This window comes from Enterobacter cloacae complex sp. 309I3, assembly GCF_050031595.1.
GTDB lineage: Bacteria > Pseudomonadota > Gammaproteobacteria > Enterobacterales > Enterobacteriaceae > Enterobacter > Enterobacter cloacae.
The window spans coordinates 2,207,760-2,231,618 of the sequence record NZ_JBLGWI010000001.1; the positions used below are offsets into that span (position 1 = coordinate 2,207,760).

Below are 23,859 nucleotides of genomic sequence, written 5' to 3' on the forward strand. Positions count from 1 at the left end.
CCCACCGCAGTGCACACCCCCCAAACCCGCTCCCCAAAACAGTGAAACCCAACCCGCAGCAATCCACAACCTACTAAAAAACAAAGCAAAACCATCCTGGCACACCCCTTGCTTAATCAACCGTGAAAGGGCAGCACACCACAATTTGAACAATAGCTGGCTAGGGTTCCGGTTCACCACGGTGAATGGCTGGTCCAAGAGCTGGCGACCTCTGAGAGGTTACACGGCGGGACAAAAGCCCGGGAGACAGCAGCACCAGACGGTGTCGCGCTGCCCCCTAATTTTGTGCCACTCAGAGGTCAAGCATGAAAAAAACGCCATTACTCCGCTCTCTTGTACTGTCGCTGGCAATGCTGGTCAGTCTCCCCACGTTCGCCGCTGTGAAAAAAGAGTTCAACGTCTGCTGGACCATCTACGCCGGGTGGATGCCCTGGGGCACCATCAGCAGTAGCAAAATCATCGATAAATGGGCCAGCAAATACGGCATCAAAATCAACGTTGTGCAGCTCAACGACTATATCGAATCCATCAACCAGTACACCGCAGGGCAGTTTGACGGCTGCACCATGACCAATATGGATGCGCTGACCATACCGGCCGCAGGCGGGGTGGACACCACGGCGCTGATCCTCGGTAGCTACTCGGAAGGCAACGACGGGGTAGTGATGAAAGGTAAGGGCAAAACCCTGAAAGATCTGAAAGGGATGAAGGTCTACCTGCCTGAGCTCTCCGTGTCCCATTATCTGCTGGTGCGCGGTCTGGAAAAAGCCGGGCTCGCAGAGAAAGACGTCACCGTGGTGAATACCTCGGACGCAGATATCGTCTCTGCGTTCGGGACCGCCAGTGTGCAGGCTGCGGTGGCGTGGAACCCGCAGCTTTCCGTCATCAAAGGCACGCCAAACACCACCGAAGTGTTCAGCTCCTCGCAGGTACCGGGTGAGCTTATCGACATGATGGTGGTCAACACCGAGACCCTGAAAGACAACCCGGCGCTGGGCAAAGCGCTCACCGGCGCCTGGTACGAGATGATGGGGCTGATGAAAGCGCAGGATGCCAGCGCGCTGAATGCGATGGCCGCCGCCTCCGGGACCGATCTCGCCGGGTATCAGGCGCAGCTCAAAACCACCCATCTGTTCTATACCCCGCAGGACAACATGGCGTTTGTCACGTCGCCGGATCTGGCGAAAACCATGCAGCGCGTAGCGTCGTTCTCCTTCGACAAAGGGCTGCTGGGCGAGGGCGCGCAGAGCGCCGATTTTATCGGTATGCGCTTCCCGGGCAATGTCACGGTGGGCGATGCCAGCAACGTGAAACTGCGCTTTGACGACAGCTTCGTGAAAATGGCCGCTGCCGGCACGCTGTGATAACGGACGGAGTCTCCATGCGACAAATTAATCGCCATCCCACACCCGGCATGCGGCTGATGCTCGTGATGCTGCCTTTTGTCCTGCTGCTGGCCGCCTACTTTTTTGGCTCGGCGGTCAGGCTGGAGGCCAACCCGCAGGACAAGCTGCTGCCCGGCCTGCAGCAAATGCTGGACGCGCTATCCCGGATGGCGTTGACCCCGGATAAACGCAGCGGTGAATACCTGTTCTGGGTCGATACCCTGGTGAGCCTCGCGCGTCTGCTGGCGGGGCTGGCGATCGCCTCACTGATCGGCCTGTGCATTGGCGTTACCTCGGGCGTGTTTCCGCTGTGGCGTGCATCGCTCTCGCCGCTGATGACGGTGCTGTCGATGATCCCGCCGCTGGCAATACTCCCGGTGCTGTTTATCGTTTTCGGGCTGGATGAGCTGTCGAAGGTGATGCTGATTGTCATCGGCATCACCCCGATGCTGGCGCGCGATCTGGAGCACCGCGCCTGTGAAATCCCACCGGAGATCCTCATCAAAGCGCAGACGCTGGGGGCCAGTAGCTGGACGCTGGTGCTGCGCGTGGTGCTTCCGCAGCTGCTCTCCAGGCTGCTGACCTCGCTGCGCCTGCTGCTCGGGTCGGCATGGCTGTTTCTTATCTCGGCGGAGGCTATCTCCTCTACCGCCGGGCTGGGATACCGCATTTTCCTCGTACGGCGCTACATGGCGATGGATGTGATTATCCCGTACGTCCTGTGGATCACCCTGCTGGCGTGGCTGATGGATCTCGCCCTGCGTCAGCTGCACAAAACCTGTTTTCCCTGGGCGGAAGGAGGGAAGGCATGAGCTTTATCACCATTAACAATATCTGGCAGGAGTACGGCGACCATGTGGTGCTGGAACGCCTGAACCTGCAGGTGAAAGAGGGCGAATTCTGCTCAATGGTGGGGGCGTCCGGCTGCGGAAAATCTACCTTCCTGCGTCTGCTGCTTGGTCAGGAAGTGCCCAGCCGGGGAGTGATCACCCTCGATGGCAAACCGCTGCGCGCCGAGCCGGACAGCAGCCGCGGCGTGGTGTTTCAGCGCTACTCCGTTTTCCCGCACCTCAGCGTGCTGGATAACGTCGCCATCGGTCTTGAACTGCCGCAATCGCCGCTGTTCGGGCGGCTGTTTGGCGCCAAAAAGCGCGCCGTGCGTGAACGGTCGGCGGAGATGCTGGAAAAAGTCGGCCTCGGGCACGCGCTGGATAAATATCCCGCCCAGCTCTCCGGCGGCATGCAGCAGCGCCTGGCCATTGCTCAGGCATTCATCATGCAGCCGCGCGTGCTGCTGCTCGATGAGCCGTTTGGCGCGCTGGATCCGGGGATTAGAAAAGACATGCACGCCCTGTTGCTGCAGCTGTGGGGCGAAACCCGCATGACCGTCTTTATGGTCACCCACGATTTGTCTGAAGGCTTCAACCTCGGCACCCGGCTACTGGTGTTCGACAAAGTGCGCCTCGACCCGCAGGCACCGAATGCCTACGGCGCGCGCATTACCTACGACATTCCGCTCAACGAGACGCGGCTCTCCGCCCTGAGCGGAACCACGCCCGACAACGTTTATGCCTTAAGGGGGTAACAGTGAATACCATGACGATTTTACGTGAAGAGAACCTTCCCGGCGGGGGACACCTCTCGTTTGTCCTGAAGCGCGGGCAGATCCTGCGCATGACAGATACGCAAGGCGGTGCCAACGTCAGCCTGCTGATGCTCAACCCGCACGAGAAAAGCGAGCGGCTGAACCTGCCCGACACGCTGAAAGGCCAGCACACCGCGCGCCTCACCGCCGGACACTGCTTTTACTCCGACATGGGCCGCGTGCTGGCGGGCATTACCGCCGACACCTGCGGCTGGCACGACCCGTTTGGCGGCGTGCTGAATGCCGCCGAAGTGGCGGAAAAATACGGTCAGGGGCGTTATCAGGAGCTGCGCAACGGTTTCTACCGTAACGGTACGGACAACCTGCTGGTGGAGATGGGCAAGTGGGATCTCAACCTGGAAGATCTGCTGATGGTGGTCAATTTCTTCAGCAAGGTCACCGTGGAGGACAACGGCCAGTTCCGCTTCCACAGCGGACATTCGCAGCCGGGCAGCTACGTTGAGCTGTTCGCGCCGATGGACACGCTGATTGTCATGACCGCGCTACCGCACCCGATGGATCCCTCCCGGGAGTACGCCCCGCGCCCGGTACAGCTGAGCTGGCGGCAGGCGGAGGATGAAGAGGGGGCGATTAACGCCCTCCTGACGCGCCCGGAAAACGAACGCGCCATCACTAACACTCAACGTTTCGCCCTGTAAGGAGTCGTGTATGACCGTTGCCAGCGAAAAACATCCCCAGCATGCCAGCTTCCGCCACGTTATCCCGGCGGGGGAACCGTATCTGTTTGAAGTGAAGAAAGGCCAGACGCTACGCCTGCTCGACCTGGAGGGCAACCAGGCGGTGGATACGCTGTTTTACAATGCGGACAACCCGCGTGAGCGCTACGACGCACAGCGCACGCTGCGCCGCCAGAACAACGCTTATCTCACCCACGGCAGCGTGCTGTACTCCAACCTCGGTAACCCGCTGCTGACCATCGTGGCAGATACCTGCGGGCGTCACGATACCCTCGGCGGCGCCTGCGCGCAGGAGAGCAACACCGTGCGTTATGCTCTCGATAAACGCCATATGCACAGCTGCCGGGATAACTTTCTCTGCGCCTGCCTGCACGATGGCCGCCTGCAAAAGCGCGATATTGCCGCCAATATTAACTTCTTCATGAACGTGCCGGTGACTCCGCAGGGCGGGCTGACCTTTGAGGACGGTATCTCCGCGCCGGGGAAATATGTCGAGCTGCGCGCCGAGTGCAACGTCATCGTGCTGATCTCCAACTGTCCGCAGCTTAACAACCCGTGCAACGGCTGGAACCCGACGCCAGCAGAGGTGCTGGTATGGAACTGACACCCACCCGCTGGCAGCGCCTGCGCCAGGCCATTTATCGCCTGTTTGCAGTCCGCGCCGGACGCATTCTGCCGTAACCGCTTTTTCCCCATGGACGACCATGGGTGAGCCGATTTTCGGCGGGACGACCCGCCACGATTGAGTCTGACCTATGTTGACGACACTCCTGATTGCAAACCGCGGGGCGATTGCCTGCCGCATTCTGCGCACCCTGCGCGCCATGAAGATCCGCGGCGTGGCAGTCTACTCCGAAGCCGATCTCAGCAGCCTGCATATCCGGGAAGCGGATGAGGCGCTGAGCCTGGGCGAAGGCCCGGCGGCGAACACCTATCTGGTGAGCGAAAAGATCATCGCGGCCGCCAGAGCCAGCGGTGCGCAGGCCATTCATCCGGGCTACGGTTTTCTGTCGGAAAACGCCGCATTTGCCGAAGCCTGCGAAGCCGCAGGCATTGCGTTTGTCGGCCCCACGCCGGAACAGTTGCGCCTGTTTGGCCTGAAACATACCGCCCGCGCGCTGGCGAAAGCGCACGGCGTGCCGATGCTCGAAGGCACCGGATTGCTGGCTAACGTCGATGAGGCCGTTCACGCTGCGGCGGAAGTGGGCTACCCGGTAATGCTGAAAAGCACCGCGGGCGGGGGCGGGATCGGCATGCGGGTCTGTTATCACGCGGAAGAGCTGCGCGACGCCTTCGATGCCGTGGTGCGCCTGGGCAAGAATAACTTTAGCGACGCGGGCGTGTTTATCGAAAAATACATTGAGCGGGCGCGTCACCTGGAAGTCCAGCTGTTTGGTGACGGCAAAGGCGAGGTGATTGCCCTCGGCGTGCGCGACTGCTCGGTACAGCGGCGTAACCAGAAGGTGCTGGAAGAGACGCCCGCGCCTAACCTACCGGACGGCATGGAGACAGCGCTGTGCGAGGCGGCGATAAAACTCGGCCAGGCGGTCAACTACCGCAGCGCGGGTACCGTGGAGTTTGTCTACGACAGCGACGCGGCCCGCTTTTACTTCCTTGAAGTCAATACCCGTCTACAGGTAGAGCACGGCGTCACCGAGCAGGTGTGGGGTGTTGATCTGGTTCGCTGGATGATTGACCTGGCGGCCGGAACGCTGCCGCCGCTGGCGGAGCTGCGCGCCAGCCTGCAACCACAAGGACACGCCATTCAGGCGCGGGTCTACGCCGAAGATCCGGGCCGTCAGTTCCAGCCGTCGCCAGGGCTACTCACCGAAGTGGTGTTCCCGGCAAACGACCGTCGCACATTGCGCATCGACAGCTGGGTGGAGTCCGGCTGCGACGTACCGCCGTTTTTTGACCCGATGCTGGCCAAAATCATCGCCTGGCAGCCCACGCGCGAGGCGGCGATCCGCGTCCTGCACACCGCGCTGGGCGAGACGCGTCTCTACGGCGTGGAAACCAACCGCAGCTATTTGCAGCAGATTTTAACCTTCCCGCCGTTCGCCCGTGGCGAGCCGTGGACCCGCTGTTTAGAGACGCTGGAGTATCAGGCCTTCACGCTGGAGGTGTTCAGCGCCGGGACGCAAACCACGGTGCAGGATTATCCGGGGCGCACGGGCTACTGGGCCGTCGGGGTGCCGCCCTCTGGGCCGATGGACAGCCTGGCGCTGCGTCTCGGCAACCGTCTGCTGGGCAATGAGGAGGGGGCCGCCGCGCTGGAGATCACCCTCAGCGGCCCGACGCTGAAATTCAACTGCGACGCGCAGCTGGCGGTGACCGGCGCAGCCATTGCGCTGACGCTGGACGGCGAGCCGCTGGCAAACAACCGCGTTTTCCGCGTCCGGGCGGGAAGCACGCTGCGTATGGGCGATATTCAGGGTGACGGCGTGCGCAGCTATCTCTGCCTGCGCGGCGGGTTTGAGGTACCGGATTATCTGGGCAGCAAAAGCACCTTCACCCTCGGGCAGTTTGGCGGTCACGCCGGACGAGCACTGCGCACAGGTGACGTGCTGCATCTGTCCCCATTGACCGAACCTGTCGCGGACGAGGAGCTGCCGCAGGCCTTGCGCACCAGCCTGGATGGGGTGCGTGAGCTGCGGGTGATTTACGGTCCGCATGGTGCGCCGGAGTATTTTACGCCGGGCTATATGGCGACCTTTTTTGCCACCGAGTGGGAGGTACATTTTAACTCCAGCCGCACGGGCGTGCGTCTGATCGGCCCGAAACCGGAATGGGTACGCGACAGCGGCGGCGAAGCGGGGCTACACCCGTCGAACATCCACGACAACCCATACGCCATTGGCGCGGTGGATTTCACCGGCGATATGCCGGTGATCCTCGGCCCCGACGGCCCAAGTCTGGGGGGATTTGTCTGCCCGGTCACCGTCATCGAGGCGGATCTACACGCGGTTGGCCAGCTGAAAGCGGGCGATAAAGTGCGCTTTATGCCGGTGGACGTTTCCACCGCCCGACGGCTGGTGCAGGGGCAGGCGGCGCAAATCGCCAGCCTGACGCCGCAGGTCATGCCGTGGCAACCTGTCGGGCTGAGCTCGCCGGTGGTGCTGGAGGTGGGGGAGGACGATAAACGGCTGGTGGCGAGGTTATCCGGCGATACCCATCTGCTGCTGGAGATAGGTGACCCCGAACTGGATCTGGTGTTGCGTTTTCGCGCCCACGCGCTGATGCAGGCGCTGGAAACGCGCGCCCTGACGGGGATTATCGACCTCACGCCGGGGATCCGCTCCCTGCAGGTTCACTATCAGCCGGAAACGCTGAGTCTGGAAGCGCTGCTGGAGACGGTGGCCGGGCTGTGGCAGGACGTATGCGGGCAGGCGTCGCTGGACGTGCCGTCGCGCGTGGTCTGGCTGCCGCTCTCCTGGGACGATCCCGCTTGCCAGAAGGCCATCGACAAATACATGACCACCGTGCGCCGGGATGCGCCATGGTGTCCGAGCAACCTGGAGTTTATCCGTCGTATCAACGATCTGGCGAATATCGATGAGGTCTATAAAACGGTGTTCGACGCTCGCTATTTGGTAATGGGGCTGGGAGATGTCTACCTGGGCGCGCCGGTCGCGACACCGCTCGATCCACGCCATCGTCTGGTAACCACCAAATACAACCCGGCACGCACCTGGACGGCGGAAAACTCGGTGGGTATTGGCGGGGCCTACCTTTGCGTCTACGGCATGGAGGGGCCGGGCGGGTATCAGTTTGTCGGACGCACGCTACAGATGTGGAATCGCTATCACGCCGTGGAGGATTTTGGCGGCAAGCCCTGGCTACTGCGCTTCTTCGACCAGATCCGCTTTTATCCGGTCTCTGCCGAAGAGTTGCTCACCATCCGCCGGGATTTCCCGCTGGGGCGTTATCCGCTGCGCATCGAACACACCACGCTGAAGCTGGCGGAGTATCAGCAATTCCTGGCCGACGAGGCGTCGGAGATTGAGGCGTTCCGCGCGCATCAGCAGGCCGCGTTTGACGCCGAGCGTGAGCGCTGGGCCGCCAACGGTCAGGCCCATTTTGACAGCAGCGAGGTGCTGGTAACGGATGGCGAAGACGCGCCGCTGGCACCAGGACAGGCCGGGATTGACAGCCCGGTGTCAGGTAACCTGTGGCAGGTAAACGTTGAAGTCGGCAACACCGTGCGCGTAGGCGATGTGCTGGTGGTGCTGGAGTCTATGAAGATGGAGATCCCGCTGGTCGCAACCCAGGACGGGGTGGTCAGCCAGGTGCGCGTGCAGCCGGGTTCATCGGTGCGCGCGGGTCAGTGTGTGGTGGTCCTGGAGAAAACAGCATGAAGCACCTTTTTGATTTACGCCTTGATGTTCTGGCGCAGGCATACCGTTCCGGTCAGCTCCGTCCGCGCGCGGTTATCCTTGCCCTGCGCGAGCGCGCGCTGGCGCTGAACCCGGAATTTAACGCCTTTATTTATCTTCTCATGCCCGACGAGCTGGAGCCGTATCTGGCCGCGCTGGACGGCGTGGATCCGGCATCGTTGCCGCTCTATGGCGTGCCGTTTGCCATTAAAGACAATATCGATCTGGCGGGTATTGAGACCACCGCCGCCTGTCCGGCCTTTGCGTACCGGGCAGAGCAGGATGCGACGATAGTGTCGCAGCTGATCGCGCTGGGGGCGGTCCCGCTGGGGAAAACCAATCTCGACCAGTTCGCGACCGGCTTAAACGGCACGCGCTCACCATTTGGTGCATGTCGCAACAGTGTGCATCCGGAGTATCCGTCCGGTGGCTCAAGCGCGGGCTCGTCGCTGGCTGTGGCGCTAGGGCTGGCGAGCTTTGCCCTGGGCACCGATACCGCCGGGAGCGGGCGCGTTCCGGCCTCTCTCAATAATCTGGTCGGGCTGAAGGCGACCAAAGGGCTGATCTCGACAGCGGGTGTGGTGCCCGCCTGCCGCACGCTGGACTGCGTAACGTTCTTCACCAGCACGGCAGCGGAGGCCAGCCAACTGCTGGCGCTGACGGCGACGAAAGACGCGCACGATGACTACAGCCGTGCTAACCCGTCCTGGAACGGAGCGCAGGCATTTGGCGTACCGGCAGCCGGTTTTCGCTTTGGCGTGCCGGACACGCTGGAGTTTCTCGGCTGCGCAGAGAGCGAGGCGCTGTATCACACCGCAAAGGAGAGGCTGATCGCCCTTGGCGGCGTGTCGGTGACCATCGACTTTTCGCCGTTCCTGGCGGCAGCAAAACTGCTCTATGACGGCCCGTGGGTGGCCGAGCGCTACCACGTGGCGGGCGCGTTGATTGAGCAACAGCCGGACGCGGTGCTGCCGGTGATCCGCAATGTGCTGCAAAAAGCGCCTGCCATGAGTGCGGTAGCGGCGTTTGAAGCGCAGTACCAGCTTCAGGCCTATAAAAGCGAGTGCGATGCCATACTGGCGGGGCTTGAGTGCGTGTTAACTCCCACTTATCCGCGCCCGGTGAGTCTGGCCGAGCTGGCGGAGGAACCGGTCAAACGCAACTCTGAGCTTGGGCTTTACACCAACTTTATGAACCTGCTTGATTACGCTGCCGTGGCGGTCCCGGCAGGGTTTATGGCCAACGGCTTGCCTTCCGGCATAACGCTGTTTGGCCGCGCGTTTACCGACCAGTATCTGCTCAGTCTGGCCGATGCGTTACAACGTCACCAGAAATTACCTCTGCCTGGAGAACGCGAGATACAAGGGGATGCACCTGTTTCGACCGCCACCGATGACCGGATGTATCTGGTGGTGTGCGGCGCGCACCTGGACGGGCTGGCGCTGAATCATCAACTGCGCCAGCGCGGGGCGACGTATGTAGAAGCCACCACCAGCGCCCCGCATTATCGGCTCTTTGCCCTGGCAGACGGCAAACGACCGGGCATGGTGCGGGCAACAGAACAGGGTTCCGCAATAGCCGTAGAGGTGTGGGCGCTACCGCACAGCGAAGTGGGATCGTTTCTGGCCGGGATCCCCGCACCGCTGGGGCTGGGAAAAGTCGAACTCCAGGACGGGCGCTGGCTGACCGGGTTTATCTGCGAGGAGGCAGGATTAGAGGGAGCACAGGAGATTACGCGATTCGGTGGCTGGCGAGCCTGGCTTGCTCAGCATCCGTGAGCAAGCCAGCGCGGTTAACGGTAGAGCGGTTTTTCCGCGACCGGGATCAGTAAGGTAGATTGCCAGTCCGCAAGCGTCAGCTGCGCGAGTTTTCCCAGTGCGGTATAGAACGGGTGCCCGGCGTTTTCAACAAACACGGAGAGAAAACGGGTGCTCCACGGCAGCAGGTGCCACGCCAGAAGCTGGTCGCGTTCCGTCTCGCGTCCGTTCTCAGTGAGCCACGCGGCCAGCAGCAGCAACGTACCAAAATGATCTTCCGGTTCGTTCTGCTGCATCTCAAAGGCAATCTGGTTTTCCCGCATCCACTGACGCAGGGCGAGGGTTGAATCCCCAAACAGCACGGATTCACGATCCAGCCATACGGAACCCCACGGCGGTGCGGGCAGCGCATAGGGGCCAATAAACAGCCGTTGCCAGGCGTCGGTGACGGGCTCATCGGCAGATACCGTAAAGGTGTCGGCGATGGGCTGCAGCGCCGCCTGCGGCAGCGGCCAGTCCGTAACCCAGTCGCCAGCGGTCAGGGCGTTGACCAGCGGCGCAACGTGCTCGCTGTCGGGTGAATAATAAAACAATGCGCCCAGTACCCGGGCGCTGAACGCGAACGCTTCACGCTGTGAGACATCTATCATTACAACCTTCCTTGCTCGCGCGGGCGAACCCGCGCGCCTGTGTTAACCGGCAATTGCCATACCTACCGTCATGTGCAGACCATAGAACAGACCGCGGCCGATCAGTTCACCCACGACAACCAGCACCAGGCCTGCAAAGAGCGCGAGGGTTTTCGGCTCCTGGCGCCGGATGAGCGGGCACAGCCAGCAGCCTAATCCGGCGGCGACCAGTATGATACGGCCAACTTGCCATGCGCCATAGTCCGGCAGCAGGGCGCTGGCCTGTTGTACGGAGCTGTGTAGCGTCGCCAGTTCGTTACTCTGCAGCACAATCACCGCCACGCTCAGCAGCAGCGCCAGTACGCTCACCGATGCGGCACACGTGCCTCTGAAGGCGGTGCCAGCGGCGCGAAGCAGCAGGGCGGCAAACAGCGGGCCGCCCAGCACCATCGTCAGGAAAAAGGCCAGCGTGGTGTAGCCGGTGTACCAGGTCGGAACCGTAGCGATCTGATACACGCGGGTCATGGCCCAGATAAACACAATCCCCAGGATCTGGCTCACCACCATCCATACTTTACCCAACGCGGGCGGCATTTTACCGATAACCGACACCAGCCACCAGAAGCCACCGACGGCAAAGAAGACCGAGCCTGCCGCGATCTCGTTGCTGAGCGCCGACGCGCCAACACGGTTCAGGGAGTTAAACGCCCTGAGCGGGGAGCCCAGGTGCATCACCGATGCGATAAAGCCAACGCCCATGACCAGCCATAAAAAGAACATGCTGCGCACGATGCGGGTTCGGACCGCCTCGTCACTCTCCCTCATCCATGCCAGACCGCTGACGAGCAACGCCCCGGCCACGCACTGCCCAAAAACGGTGAAGATCACCAGCGGCCATTCATGCCATCCACTTCCCATCTCACACCTCCTTCGGGTTTGCCAGATAGCCGGTGGTATCTCCCGTCGGGCGGCTGTTGGCGTTAGGTTTAATCACAATGCTTGGCTTCGTGAAGTGCGCAGACGGCAGCGGCGCGACGGCCGCAAGCTGGCCGTGTTTTTTACGCAGCTCGTCAATCGGGCCGAAGTCCAGCGCGCGCAGCGGACAGGACTCCACGCAAATCGGCTTTTTGCCCTCTGCGACGCGGTCGTGGCAGCCGTCGCACTTGGTCATGTGGCCTTTGGCGGCGTTGTACTGCGGCGCACCGTAAGGACAGGCCATATGGCAGTAGCGGCAGCCAATGCAGACGTCTTCATTCACTACCACAAACCCGTCGTCGCGCTTGTGCATCGCCCCGCTCGGGCACACTTTGGTGCAGGCCGGGTCTTCACAGTGGTTACAGGCAATCGACAGGTAATAGGCAAAGACGTTCTGATGCCAGACGCCGTTATCCTCCTGCCAGTCGCCGCCCGCGTATTCGTAGATCCGGCGGAAGCTGACGTCCGGGGTCAGGTCTTTGTAATCCTTGCAGGCCAGCTCGCAGGTTTTGCACCCGGTGCAACGGCTGGAGTCAATAAAAAATCCATACTGAGTCGTCATCGGTTACTCCTTACGCCTTCTCGATCTGCACCAGATTGGTGTGCTGCGGGTTGCCTTTCGCCAGCGGTGACGGGCGATGGGTGGTCAACGTGTTGATGCATGAGCCGTGGTCGATCCGATCGCCGTTCATGTTGGCGTCGTGCCAGGCCCCCTGGCCCATCGCGCTGACGCCGGGCATGATGCGCGGGGTGACTTTTGCGGCAATGCGCACTTCGCCGCGGTCGTTAAACACGCGCACCATATCGCCGTTTTGAATACCGCGTTGTGCCGCATCAACCGGATTGAGCCACACCTCCTGACGACAGGCGGCTTTCAGCACATCCACGTTGCCGTAGCTGGAGTGGGTGCGCGCCTTGAAGTGGAAGCCAAACAGCTGCAGCGGGTATGTTTTACGTTCTGGGGCATCCCAGCCGTCAAACGTTGAGGCGTACACCGGCAGCGGGCTGATGGTTTCATCTTTTTCCAGCTCCCAGGTGGCGGCAATCTCTGCCAGCTTGCTGGAGTAGATTTCAATCTTGCCTGACGGGGTTTTGAGCGGATGGGCATCCGGATCATCGCGGAATTTTTTATACGCCACGAAGTGTCCGTTGGGATCTTTGCGCTTATAAATGCCCATTTTTTTCAGTTCGTCATAGGACGGAAGCTGCGGATCTTTCGCCAGCATTTTGGCGTACAGATACTGCAGCCACTGCGACTGTGTCCGGCCCTCGGTGAATTTCTGATGGATGTCCGGCCCGAGGCGTTTCGCCACTTCGCTCATGATCCAGTAGATGGGCTTACGCTCAAACTTCGGCGCGGTGACGGGCTGCAGGAAAATCAGATAGCCCATATTGCCCGCATAATCGTTCGGGATGATGTCTTCCTGCTCGACGGTCATGAGGTCCGGCAGCAGGATGTCGGCGTATTTCGCCGAAGAGGTCATAAAGTTGTCGATCACTACGATGGTTTCGCACTTGCTTTCGTCCTGCAGAATATCGTGGGTTTTGTTGATGTCGGAGTGCTGGTTGATGATGGTGTTACCGGCATAGTTCCAGATGAACTTGATCGGCACATCCAGCTTATCCTTGCCGCGCACGCCGTCGCGCAGGGCGGTCATTTCCGGGCCGCGGGCGATGGCATCTGTCCAGCTAAAGCAGGAGATCTGCGTTTTTACCGGGTTTTCCGGCAGCGGCATCCGTTCGATGGTGATGGTATAGGTCGATTCGCGCGCGCCGCTGTTACCGCCGTTGATACCCACGTTGCCGGTTAAGATCGGCAGCATGGCGATGGCGCGCGACGTCAGTTCACCGTTGGCCTGGCGCTGCGGTCCCCAGCCCTGGCAGATATAGGCGGGTTTTGTCGAGCCAATCTCGCGCGCCAGCTTGACGATGCGATCCGCCGGAATACCGGTGATGCGCGAAGCCCACTCCGGGGTTTTTGGCGTATTATCGTCGCCCTGGCCGAGGATATACGCTTTATAGTGCCCATTAGCAGGCGCGCCTTCCGGCAGCGTTTTTTCGTCATAGCCAACGCAGTATTTATCGAGGAACGGCTGGTCAACCAGATTTTCGTTGATTAATACCCATGCAAGTCCGGCTACCAGCGCGGCATCGGTACCCGGACGAATCGGGATCCATTCATCTTCACGTCCGGCAGCGGTGTCGGTATAACGCGGGTCGATGACGATCATCCGCGCATTTGAGCGTTCACGCGCCTGTTCGAGGTAGTAGGTGATCCCGCCGCCGCTCATACGCGTTTCCGCCGGATTATTGCCGAACATCACCACCAGTTTAGTGTTTTCAATGTCGGAGGTGCTGTTGCCATCGTTGCTGCCGTAGGTGTACGGCATCGCGTAGGAAATTTGCGCGGTACTATAGGTGCCATAGTGGCTCAGGAAGCCGCCGTAACAGTTCATCAGGCGCGCCACCAGCGAGGCGTAAGGGGAAGAGCGGGTGATATTGCCGCCCACAATGCCGGAGGAGTAGTTAATGTACACCGCTTCGTTGCCGTATTTTTCCACTACATTTTTCAGGCTGCGGGTCAGGGTATCCAGCGCTTCATCCCAGGAGATGCGCTCAAATTTACCTTCACCGCGTTTGCCCACGCGCTTCATCGGGTAGTTAAGGCGGTCAGGGTGATTAATGCGACGGCGGATGGAGCGTCCGCGAAGACAGGCGCGCACCTGATGATTGCCGTAGATATCCTCCCCGGTATTATCCGTTTCCACCCAGTAAACTTCGTCGTCACGGACATGCAGACGCAGCGCGCAGCGGCTGCCGCAGTTAACCGAGCAGGCTCCCCAGACCACTTTATCTTCAGCAGGCTGTACGGCGTTTTGCACCGCAGCAGCGGCGCTTTTCAATCCAAACGGCAACGAGATACCACCGGCGGCAAGCGCCAGAGAACCTATCGCGGTGGACTTAACGAGTGTTCGGCGGCTAATTCCACCGTGATGTTCGACATCGGACATGACTCACCCCATCATTTTAATTGACTATTATTTTCGCCCGTGATTACAACCGGGCTAATGATGGGGTGAGTGTTACTTATTTGGAGGTATTAAATATTAATCCTCATCAATTCAAGGGGGATTGATGCAAGGAAAGTGGTTAAAAATCACTGCGGTTCGCCTTGCGGACTCTCCTGCGCGCCAGCAGCAGCGCCGCTGCCTGTGCGAGTGTACAAAATTTTGAAGGTATCATTGGCACAATGCCCAACAACCTGCGCATCCGGACGATCGGCCTGATCGTTGGGTACGATGTTCAGCGTAAAGCCAGATTCCGGCACGCCGTTGTTGATGATTTTCTGCTGAATGTCGCTTTTTACACGTTCGCAGGAATCCGGTGCCGCCAGCGCGGCGGTAGAGGCACTCATTAACAGCAGGGCGGTAATCCAGGGTAACCGTTTCATCTGTAGCTCCTTTTCTCTGTGTGTAGATTAATGTTAGCAGAGTTTATGTAAGTATTTGTTTTTGGCTGCACATTCTGAATTTTCTTATAATTTGTTTAAATTTATGGCTTCATGCCGATGGAAGAAAATAATATTCGTGCGACAAAAAAAGGCGGCATTATCACCGCCCAATAATTATATTTCCTTTTTTAAAGCCCACAGATATATCAACAGGGCGTTAAAGAAAAACGAGAGAATAAACAGTATTAGCGTATAGTTTTCATTCCACGTCAGTTCAGTAACAAAACCAAAATGACTTGTGTAGAAATGGTAAAGTTCAATGTCTGGAAGGAAATAGCACAACGCGGAATATATGACAAACAACATCATGGTTTCGACTATCCAGGTGAATGCTCTTTTTTTTGCGCTCATTAATATACCTGTATTGTACCAAGGGCTTTTAATTCAGATGTGATCATCATCGCTCCCGAAGCTAACAAAGCATGCATTAAGATTGTGTAGTGCGCATGGTTTGGCAATGTAATGCATCCGTTACTGATCCCAGACTGCCCAGCGGGGTGCAAGCGGAAAGAACCACGCTCTACGTTATCAATAAATGTAATGTCATCAATATGTTCATCGGCACGATAAAGAGCAAACCAAAAGTCACGGTTGGAACCACTTTCAAGCTCTTTGATGGTGTCTTTCCAGCGTGCTTTTAATCCCCCTCGCGGCCGGGTAACGATGTAATACAACCCCGGTGGTAATGGACCGACTTTCGGAATCGCAACTGCGTCGGGATTATTTCTGTTCGGTCCAGCATTTCCGGAATATGCAGGAAAAAATCCCAGACCTGGACAACTTAATGTTGACAATTGTCCTCCATTTAAATGAAAAGTGCATCGAATCATCTGTCTTTCCACTCATCTGAGAAAATAATGTTACCGTCACAGTGTCTCCATGTTATTTTTTCATAACGCAATGAGATACTTTCGAGATGATTATGCTTTTCAGTAGCCGGGTTTTTTATGTCATGCATAAGAGGGCATATTGCGACAACTTTGACGTTTTCCAGTAACATGTTGAAGTATTCGACTTCCTGGCCAGCGTCGTTAATCTTGTACCATTTGAACTCCGCACTTTTAAACGTCTGCCCCTTTGCTACGGCTTTATAGAGGTAAGGGCTTGAGCTGTCGAATTCCTTCTCAAAAACCAGAGCGCTATGCACGCGCGTGCCTGTTATCTTTCCCGTTAAGCTGTCGGTGGGTAGATGCAGGCCATGTCCGAAGCCTAAAATTTCGATACTTCCTTCACGATCCTGTACATCAACAGCGCCCTTAATATCTTCTCCGCCATCGTCCTTTAGCCAAAGGTATGCAGGAATTGCCATTTTGAAACCCCATTCTCGTTGTTAAAAAGAAGGGTCAGTTAATATCCTGAATTACAGTTGTAGTAGGCAAAAAATGTTATTGAAATTACATATATTTCAGGAGGTTATACATTTCTGACGTGCTATTGGAATTTGCTATAAGTCACATCACCGTCTGGTGTGAAACGAAGAAAAACGAATCACTATTCGTTAACTCTCTGTATTTGCTAATATGATTGGGAATAATCTCCCTGAATCGGTAAATGATGTGAAGAAATACGCAGCGATAACGCTACTGGCCGCGACACTGGTGGGGTGCGACAACAATTCCGCGCCGCTGTCGTTCACGCCTGAGATGGCGAGTTTTTCGAATGAGTTTGATTTTGACCCGCTGCGCGGCCCGGTCAAAGACTTTACCCAGACGCTGTTTAACGACAAGGGCGAGGTCTCCAAACGGGTGACCGGGACGATGTCGACAGAAGGGTGCTTTGATACGCTTGAGCTGCACGATCTTGAAGCGAATACCGGCGTTGCGCTGGTGCTGGATGCCAACTACTACATCGATGCAGAAACCCAGCAGCGAAAAGTGAAACTGCAGGGCAAATGCCAGCTGGCCGAGCTGCCGTCTGCCGGTGTAACGTGGGATACCGATGACAATGGATTTGTGGTCGCGGCGCACGGTAAAGATATGGAAGTGAAATATCGCTATGACGCGGACGGCTACCCGCTGGGTAAAACCACCGTTTCCGGGGATCAGCACTTATCCGTACAGTCGACACCCTCGAAGGATCTGCGCAAAAGAATGGATTACTCGGCCGTGAGTTTACTGAATGACAAACCGCTGGGGAATGTGAAGCAGAGCTGCGATTACGACCGGCACAATAACCCGGTGAGCTGCGACCTGACCATCACCGACGACAGCGTGAAACCCGCAGTTGAGCGCAAGTACAGCATAAAAAACACCATTGAATACTACTGAGAGTAAAGCCGCGCAGGTTACTGCGCGGTAGGTTTCAGCAGGCTGGCACCAGACGGTTTGTGTCCGGCCAGATGCTGGTGCTGGAAAATGCACATGCGAATGGTGTTGCGGTATTCCCCGTTGATAAAGAACTCGTGGATTAGCTCGCCTTCCACCATAAAGCCCAGCTTACGGTAGATATGGATCGCTTTTTCGTTCTCTTTATCGACGATGAGATAGAGCTTGTACAGATTCAGAACATTGAATCCGTAGTCCATCGCCAGCTTCGCCGCCCGTGAGGCCAGGCCTTTACCCTGATGCTCCGGGGAGATAATGATCTGGAATTCCGCACGACGATGCACGTGGTTGATCTCCACCAGCTCAACCAGCCCGGCTTTTTCGCCTTCACACTCCACCACAAAGCGGCGTTCGCTTTGATCGTGAATGTGTTTATCGTACAGATCGGACAGCTCGACAAACGCCTCGTACGGCTCTTCAAACCAGTAGCGCATCACGCTGGCGTTGTTGTCGAGCTGGTGGACGAAGCGCAAATCTTCGCGCTCCAGCGGACGCAGTTTAACCTCAAGACCCGGCATTACGGTGCTACCGTACGACCCGTGCGACGATCCAGGCAGCGCAGGGTGTTTGGCTCCCAGTAGGCATTAACGTTCGCGCTTTGCTGACACTTATCACGTGCGTCAAAGGCGACATCTTCTTTGTCCCACTCTTTCTCAGCACGCTTGTTCACCTTCTGACGAAGGCTGCGGGTGTCATTCCATTGTTCTTTGTCCATTGCGGCATTCTGGCGGCTCTGCGCGCTATCGCCAGACTCAATAATGAGTTTGCTGGTTTCGGCGGTAGCCGTTGCAGCGAAGGCGAGCGTTGACAGCGCCAGTGCGGCGGTCAGACAAAGGCGTTTGCTTAATGTACTCATAGCGTTTCCTTTTTGAATCGGTGCAGATAATCACGTTACCCTGTTCAGATTCTACACCAAACAGAAATGACGGCATACCCGCGGCGCGGGTATGGAAAAGTAAACCGTATCATCAGGTATGATGGTTAAATAAATCCTCACCTGAAATGAAATATGATCAAAACAACGCTGTTATTTTTTGCCACCGCGCTCTGTGAAATTATCGGCTGCTTCCTTCCCTGGCTCTGGCTGAAGAGAGGGGCAACCGTGTTACTGCTGATCCCGGCGGGCATCGCGCTGGCGCTGTTTGTCTGGCTGTTAACGCTCCATCCGGCGGCCAGTGGTCGCGTCTATGCCGCCTACGGCGGGGTTTATGTCTGCACCGCGCTGCTATGGTTACGCGTGGTCGATGGGGTAAAACTCAGCGCCTACGACTGGGCCGGGGCCCTGATTGCCCTGTGCGGCATGCTGATCATCGTGGCGGGCTGGGGGCGCGCCTGAGCGCCCTGATTTTGTGATCGCTCGCGGATATTTTGATCATTATACTTGTATGGTAGTAGCTCAGTTGCGTAAATTTCCTGCATCACAACATGCGATGTAAGGAAAGGAATTATGAAGATTGTCGGGGCTGAAGTATTTGTCACCTGCCCGGGGCGTAACTTTGTCACCCTTAAAATTACGACCGATGAAGGCATCGTCGGTCTTGGCGATGCCACACTAAACGGACGCGAACTCTCCGTCGCCTCTTACCTGAAAGACCACCTCTGCCCGCAGCTGATTGGCCGCGATGCGCACCGCATCGAAGATATCTGGCAGTTTTTCTATAAAGGCGCGTACTGGCGTCGCGGTCCGGTCACCATGTCGGCAATCTCCGCCGTGGATATGGCGCTGTGGGATATCAAAGCCAAAGCTGCCAATATGCCGCTTTACCAGCTGCTGGGGGGCGCCTCCCGTGAAGGGGTAATGGTCTACTGCCACACCACCGGGCATACCATTGACGACGTGCTGGAAGATTACGCCCGTCATAAAGAGATGGGCTTTAAGGCGATCCGCGTCCAGTGCGGCGTGCCGGGAATGAAAACCACCTACGGCATGTCCAAAGGAAAAGGGCTGGCGTATGAGCCTGCCACCAAAGGGGACTGGCCGGAAGAGCAGCTGTGGTCCACCGAGAAATACCTCGACTTCACACCGAAGCTGTTCGACGCGGTGCGCAGTAAATTTGGCTTCAACGAACATCTGCTGCATGACATGCACCACCGCCTGACGCCAATTGAAGCGGCGCGTTTCGGTAAGAGCATCGAAGAATTCCGCATGTTCTGGATGGAAGATCCTACGCCTGCTGAAAACCAGGCGTGCTTCCGCCTGATCCGCCAGCACACCGTCACGCCGATTGCTGTGGGTGAAGTCTTTAACAGCATCTGGGATTGCAAACAGCTGATTGAAGAGCAGCTTATCGACTACATTCGCGCCACCATTACCCATGCAGGCGGGATCACCGGCATGCGTCGTATTGCAGACTTTGCCTCGCTCTACCAGGTGCGGACCGGGTCACACGGCCCGTCCGATCTGTCGCCGATTTGCCATGCTGCCGCGCTGCACTTCGACCTGTGGGTGCCGAACTTCGGCGTGCAGGAATATATGGGCTATTCCGAACAGATGCTTGAAGTCTTCCCACACAACTGGCGCTTCGACAACGGCTATATGCACCCGGGCGACAAGCCGGGTCTGGGTATTGAGTTCGACGAAAAGCTGGCCGCGAAATACCCGTACGATCCGGCCTACCTGCCTGTGGCTCGTCTTGAAGACGGCACGCTGTGGAACTGGTAAACGAGGAGCGAACGATGAAAAGCGTAGTGATCCAACAGCCCAACCAGCTGGTGATTGAAGAGCGTCCACTCCCGCAACCGGGGGCAGGGGAAGTGCGCGTCAGCATTAAACTTGCCGGGATCTGCGGCTCCGACAGCCATATCTATCGCGGACATAACCCCTTCGCGAAATATCCGCGCGTTATCGGCCACGAATTTTTTGGTGTGATTGACGCCATGGGCGAGGGCGTTGACCCCGGACGCCTGGGGCAGCGGGTTTCCGTTGATCCGGTGATCAGCTGCGGGCACTGCTATCCGTGCTCGGTGGGTAAACCGAACGTGTGTACCTCCCTGGTCGTGCTCGGCGTGCATCGCGACGGCGGTTTTGCGGAATACGCCGTGGTACCGGCGAAAAATGCGTGGCCCATCCCGGACGCCATTCCCGATAAACACGCCGTGATGGTCGAGCCCTTTACCATTGCCGCCAACGTCACCGGGCAGGCAAAACCCACGGAACAGGATATCGCCCTGGTGTATGGCGCGGGCCCGATGGGGCTGGTTACCGTGCAGGCGCTGAAAGGTGTCTACAACGTCAGGCAGGTGATTGTCGTCGACCGCATTGATGAACGGCTGGCGATGGCGCAACGCAGCGGCGCGGACTGGGTCCTGAACAACGGTAATCTTGATTTGCATAAGGCGCTGGAAGAAAAAGGCATCAAACCGACGTTAATTATTGATGCCGCCTGTCATCCGTCGATTCTGCAGGAAGCGATAACCCTGGCTTCCCCGGCGGCACGTATCGTGCTGATGGGCTTTTCCAGCGATCCGAGCCAGATTGTTCAGCAGGGGATCACCGGCAAAGAGCTGTCGATATTCTCCTCGCGCCTGAATGCCAACAAATTCCCGGTCGTGATCGACTGGCTGGAAAAGGGGCTGATCGATCCTGAAAAACTGATTACCCACACCTTTGACTACCACCACGTGACAGACGCCATCGAACTGTTTGAGAAAGACCAGCGGCAGTGCTGCAAAGTCTTGCTCACCTTCGACCAATAATAATTTACGCGGTTAAGAGCCTGCGCAGACAGGCTCTGAGTGGTACGCATCTTACCTTGCAGAGATAGCCATTATGACTCAAGCACAACCTCAAAGAACGACTTCAGATCTGGTGAAAGCTGCCGTATCCGGCTGGCTGGGTACCGCGCTGGAGTTTATGGATTTTCAGCTCTACTCGCTGGGGGCCGCGCTGGTTTTCCATGAGATCTTTTTCCCGGAACAGTCCGCGGCCATGGCGCTGATCCTGGCGATGGGGACCTACGGCGCAGGCTATATTGCGCGCATCGTCGGCGCCTTTATCTTCGGCAGAATGGGCGACCGGATCGGTCGTAAAAAGGTACTGTTTATTACCATCACCATGATGGGGATCTGTACCACCCTGATTGGCGTGTTGCCGACCTACGGCCAGATTGGCATTTTTGCGCCGGTTCTGCTGGTGACGCTGCGCATTATTCAGGGGCTGGGTGCCGGGGCAGAAATCTCCGGTGCGGGAACCATGCTGGCCGAGTATGCGCCAAAGGGCAAACGCGGGATCATCTCCTCGCTGGTGGCGATGGGGACCAACTGCGGAACCCTGAGTGCCACGGCGATCTGGGCGGTGATGTTCTTTGCTCTCGATCGTGAAGAACTGGTGGCATGGGGCTGGCGCGTGCCGTTCCTGGCCAGCGTCGTCGTGATGATCTTTGCCATCTGGCTGCGTATGAACCTGAAAGAGAGCCCGGTATTCGAAAAAGTGAACGACGCTGAAGCTGCCGTACCGGTGGCGAAGCCGGATACCTCCCTTGGGGCGATGGTGAAAAGCAAATCCTTCTGGCTGGCCACCGGGCTGCGTTTTGGTCAGGCGGGTAACTCCGGTCTGATCCAGACGTTCCTTGCCGGGTATCTGGTACAGACGTTGCTGTTTGATAAAGCGATCCCCACCGATGCGCTGATGATAAGTTCAATCCTCGGGTTTATCTCTATCCCGCTGCTGGGCTGGCTGTCGGACAAAGTCGGTCGCCGTCTGCCGTATATCCTGCTCAACGTTTCCGCCATCATTCTGGCGTACCCGATGCTGTCGATTATCGTCGATAAAAGCTATGCGCCGGGCGTCATTATGCTCTCGATTATTGTCATTCATAACTTCGCGGTGCTGGGGTTGTTCGCGCTGGAAAACATCACCATGGCGGAGATGTTTGGCTCGCGTAATCGCTTTACCCGCATGGCCATCTCCAAAGAGGCGGGCGGTCTGGTGGCGGTGGGCTTTGGTCCGGTGCTGGCGGGGATCTTCTGCAACATGACCGGCTCCTGGTGGCCGATTGTCGCGATGCTGATTGCCTATTCCGTAATTGGTCTGGTTTCAGCCATTTTCATGCCGGAAGTGCGCGACCGTGATTTGAGCGCGGCACAAGACGCGGCTGAACCACAGGCGCTGAACGATAAGGCTGGTGAGTCACGCAAATATGGAGCGCTGCTATGAGTTTCATTAATGATAACTTTATGATTAGCAACGCCAGGGGCGTTGCGTTATATCGCGACGTCGCGAAAGAATTGCCAATAATTGACTATCACTGTCATCTGGTTGCGAAAGATATTTTCGAAAATAAACCGCTGGAGAATATTACCGAGCTTTGGCTTGCAGGCGATCACTACAAATGGCGCGCCATGCGCGCCAACGGTATAGATGAAAAATACATTACGGGCAGCGCCACCGCGGAAGAAAAATTTGCGGCGTGGGCTGAAACGGTCGACGCCAGCTATGGCAATCCGCTCTATCACTGGACGCATTTAGAACTGCATCACTATTTTTCCTGTGATGAACCGCTGGGCAGCCATAACTGGCGTGAAATAATGGAGCGCTGTAATCGTTTATTACAACAGCCTGATTTTACGCCCCGCGAACTGATTAAACGCTCAAAGGTGGAGGTCATCTGTACCACAGATGCCCCGCTGGATGACCTGCGTTACCATCAGTTATTGCGCGATGACGCAACATTCAACGTCAAGGTATTACCGACATTCCGCCCGGATGACGTTTTTACGTCGGATGCGCATCAGTTCGCCGACTTTACCGATCGACTAGCGGAGCTGACGGGGCGGTCCATTCACGCCTTTAGCGATTTTGCTGCTGCGCTCGGCGAGCGTATTGCCTGGTTCCACGACATGGGGTGCCGTATTTCGGATCATGGCCCTGTGGAGATCCATTTTCAGGCTGCGGATGACAGTATCGTGGAATCGATATTTGTCCGTAAACGGCAGGGTGAACATCTCAACGCGCGAGATAGCGCGATTCTTGACAGTGCTATTTTTATCATGCTGGCGCGTTATTACCGACAGCATGACTGGGCCATGCAGATACACTTCGGTGCGATACGCAATAATAATACCCGCATGTACCGTGCCCTGGGCATAAATATCGGGTTTGATTCACTGACGGATCAGGTCAATCTTGCTGCGAATATTAATCAGCTGCTGGATGCCATGGCCCTTGCAGACGCGCTGCCGAAAACCATTCTGTATAACCTCAACCCCAGCTACAACGATATTGTCGCGACGACGATCGCCAATTTTCAGAGTGCAGAACTGGGAGTGAAATCACCGATGCAATTCGGCTCCGGCTGGTGGTTTAACGACACCCGTCGCGGGATGGAAAACCAGCTCAACAGCCTGGCAGATCAGGGGCTGTTAATGAATTTTGTCGGCATGCTGACCGACTCGCGTAGCCTGGTCTCCTATACCCGTCACGATTATTTTCGCCGCATTCTATGCAATATGATCGGCGGTTGGGTGGAGCGGGGAGAAGTCCCTGATAATAACGATATTCTCACGCGGATGATTAAAAATATTTGCCACGACAACGCTAAGAATTATTTCAAATTTTAAA

General features: G+C 57.4%; 22 protein-coding genes and 1 riboswitch. Of the genes, 13 read left to right on the forward strand and 9 right to left on the reverse strand.

The features are described from left to right. Window positions 1–149 precede the first annotated feature (149 nt). Window positions 150–248, forward strand: a riboswitch (guanidine-I (ykkC/yxkD leader). A gap of 57 nt (window positions 249–305) precedes the next feature. The 7 genes from ACQG22_RS10520 (at window position 306) to atzF (ending at window position 9,882) form a co-directional block, all read left to right on the forward strand. Next, window positions 306–1,364 carry a putative urea ABC transporter substrate-binding protein gene (locus tag ACQG22_RS10520; RefSeq protein WP_232943508.1) on the forward strand — a complete coding sequence of 353 codons (1,059 nt, stop codon included), beginning with the start codon at window positions 306–308 and terminating at the stop codon, window positions 1,362–1,364. 17 nt (window positions 1,365–1,381) lie between these two features. After that, on the forward strand, window positions 1,382–2,197 hold the full coding sequence (locus ACQG22_RS10525; protein WP_013096806.1) for an ABC transporter permease: 816 nt from the start codon (window positions 1,382–1,384) through the stop codon (window positions 2,195–2,197). Next, window positions 2,194–2,970: an ABC transporter ATP-binding protein gene (locus ACQG22_RS10530; RefSeq protein ID WP_369706524.1), complete on the forward strand. Its 777-nt coding sequence runs from the start codon at window positions 2,194–2,196 to the stop codon at window positions 2,968–2,970. Before ACQG22_RS10525 ends, ACQG22_RS10530 begins: the two co-directional genes overlap by 4 nt. A gap of 11 nt (window positions 2,971–2,981) precedes the next feature. After that, window positions 2,982–3,689 carry an urea amidolyase associated protein UAAP1 gene (locus ACQG22_RS10535; RefSeq protein WP_369706530.1) on the forward strand — a complete coding sequence of 236 codons (708 nt, stop codon included), beginning with the start codon at window positions 2,982–2,984 and terminating at the stop codon, window positions 3,687–3,689. Between the two features lie 10 nt (window positions 3,690–3,699). Continuing rightward, window positions 3,700–4,332, forward strand: coding sequence for an urea amidolyase associated protein UAAP2 (locus ACQG22_RS10540; RefSeq protein WP_013096803.1), 633 nt, complete (start codon window positions 3,700–3,702; stop codon window positions 4,330–4,332). Window positions 4,333–4,483: 151 nt separating this feature from the next. After that, window positions 4,484–8,086 carry an urea carboxylase gene (gene uca, locus ACQG22_RS10545; RefSeq protein WP_369706523.1) on the forward strand — a complete coding sequence of 1,201 codons (3,603 nt, stop codon included), beginning with the start codon at window positions 4,484–4,486 and terminating at the stop codon, window positions 8,084–8,086. Further along, window positions 8,083–9,882, forward strand: coding sequence for an allophanate hydrolase (gene atzF / locus ACQG22_RS10550; protein ID WP_251998429.1), 1,800 nt, complete (start codon window positions 8,083–8,085; stop codon window positions 9,880–9,882). Before uca ends, atzF begins: the two co-directional genes overlap by 4 nt. A gap of 14 nt (window positions 9,883–9,896) precedes the next feature. Here the strand turns inward: atzF and dmsD are convergent, their stop codons facing one another. The 7 genes from dmsD to ACQG22_RS10585 form a co-directional block, all read right to left on the reverse strand. Next, window positions 9,897–10,511: a Tat proofreading chaperone DmsD gene (gene dmsD, locus ACQG22_RS10555; RefSeq protein WP_020688218.1), complete on the reverse strand. Its 615-nt coding sequence runs from the start codon at window positions 10,509–10,511 to the stop codon at window positions 9,897–9,899. Between the two features lie 42 nt (window positions 10,512–10,553). Beyond that, the gene (locus ACQG22_RS10560; RefSeq protein WP_369706522.1) at window positions 10,554–11,408 is read right to left on the reverse strand and encodes a dimethyl sulfoxide reductase anchor subunit family protein; all 855 of its coding nucleotides are present in this window, start codon (window positions 11,406–11,408) and stop codon (window positions 10,554–10,556) included. 1 nt (window position 11,409) lies between these two features. Then, window positions 11,410–12,027, reverse strand: coding sequence for a dimethylsulfoxide reductase iron-sulfur subunit DmsB (gene dmsB, locus ACQG22_RS10565; protein WP_029882994.1), 618 nt, complete (start codon window positions 12,025–12,027; stop codon window positions 11,410–11,412). A gap of 10 nt (window positions 12,028–12,037) precedes the next feature. Continuing rightward, window positions 12,038–14,476: a selenate/tellurate reductase subunit YnfE gene (gene ynfE / locus ACQG22_RS10570; protein WP_369706521.1), complete on the reverse strand. Its 2,439-nt coding sequence runs from the start codon at window positions 14,474–14,476 to the stop codon at window positions 12,038–12,040. A gap of 146 nt (window positions 14,477–14,622) precedes the next feature. Continuing rightward, the gene (locus ACQG22_RS10575; protein WP_013096796.1) at window positions 14,623–14,916 is read right to left on the reverse strand and encodes a DUF1161 domain-containing protein; all 294 of its coding nucleotides are present in this window, start codon (window positions 14,914–14,916) and stop codon (window positions 14,623–14,625) included. Window positions 14,917–15,326: 410 nt separating this feature from the next. Next, window positions 15,327–15,806, reverse strand: coding sequence for a DUF2778 domain-containing protein (locus tag ACQG22_RS10580; RefSeq protein WP_071843268.1), 480 nt, complete (start codon window positions 15,804–15,806; stop codon window positions 15,327–15,329). Then, window positions 15,803–16,285 (reverse strand): Hcp family type VI secretion system effector, encoded by a 483-nt coding sequence (locus ACQG22_RS10585; protein WP_346720566.1) that lies wholly within the window; start codon window positions 16,283–16,285, stop codon window positions 15,803–15,805. The genes ACQG22_RS10580 and ACQG22_RS10585 overlap by 4 nt, the downstream gene beginning before the upstream one ends. Before the next feature lie 247 nt (window positions 16,286–16,532). On the opposite strand from ACQG22_RS10585, the gene ACQG22_RS10590 reads away from it, so the two are divergent. Beyond that, window positions 16,533–17,243, forward strand: a complete 711-nt coding sequence (locus ACQG22_RS10590) for a YnfC family lipoprotein (RefSeq protein WP_080396962.1) — start codon at window positions 16,533–16,535, stop codon at window positions 17,241–17,243. 17 nt (window positions 17,244–17,260) lie between these two features. On the opposite strand, the gene speG is transcribed toward ACQG22_RS10590, so the two are convergent. Beyond that, window positions 17,261–17,818, reverse strand: coding sequence for a spermidine N1-acetyltransferase (gene speG, locus ACQG22_RS10595; protein WP_013096794.1), 558 nt, complete (start codon window positions 17,816–17,818; stop codon window positions 17,261–17,263). Beyond that, window positions 17,818–18,156, reverse strand: a complete 339-nt coding sequence (locus ACQG22_RS10600; protein ID WP_013096793.1) for a DUF1283 family protein — start codon at window positions 18,154–18,156, stop codon at window positions 17,818–17,820. The genes speG and ACQG22_RS10600 overlap by 1 nt, the downstream gene beginning before the upstream one ends. A 153-nt stretch (window positions 18,157–18,309) precedes the next feature. On the opposite strand from ACQG22_RS10600, the gene ACQG22_RS10605 reads away from it, so the two are divergent. The 5 genes from ACQG22_RS10605 (at window position 18,310) to uxaC (ending at window position 23,858) form a co-directional block, all read left to right on the forward strand. Further along, a complete protein-coding gene (locus tag ACQG22_RS10605) occupies window positions 18,310–18,636 on the forward strand; it encodes a YnfA family protein (RefSeq protein WP_013096792.1) in 327 nt (108 codons plus the stop codon). Window positions 18,637–18,747: 111 nt separating this feature from the next. Continuing rightward, entirely contained in the window at window positions 18,748–19,962 is a 1,215-nt protein-coding gene (gene rspA, locus ACQG22_RS10610) for a starvation-sensing protein RspA (RefSeq protein WP_013096791.1), read from the forward strand. A gap of 14 nt (window positions 19,963–19,976) precedes the next feature. Beyond that, entirely contained in the window at window positions 19,977–20,996 is a 1,020-nt protein-coding gene (locus ACQG22_RS10615) for a Zn-dependent oxidoreductase (RefSeq protein ID WP_369706520.1), read from the forward strand. A gap of 73 nt (window positions 20,997–21,069) precedes the next feature. Beyond that, complete coding sequence (locus tag ACQG22_RS10620) at window positions 21,070–22,455, forward strand: MFS transporter (RefSeq protein ID WP_038980483.1); 1,386 nt, start codon at window positions 21,070–21,072, stop codon at window positions 22,453–22,455. Next, window positions 22,452–23,858, forward strand: a complete 1,407-nt coding sequence (gene uxaC / locus ACQG22_RS10625) for a glucuronate isomerase (protein WP_250181841.1) — start codon at window positions 22,452–22,454, stop codon at window positions 23,856–23,858. The genes ACQG22_RS10620 and uxaC overlap by 4 nt, the downstream gene beginning before the upstream one ends. Window position 23,859: the final 1 nt, after the last annotated feature.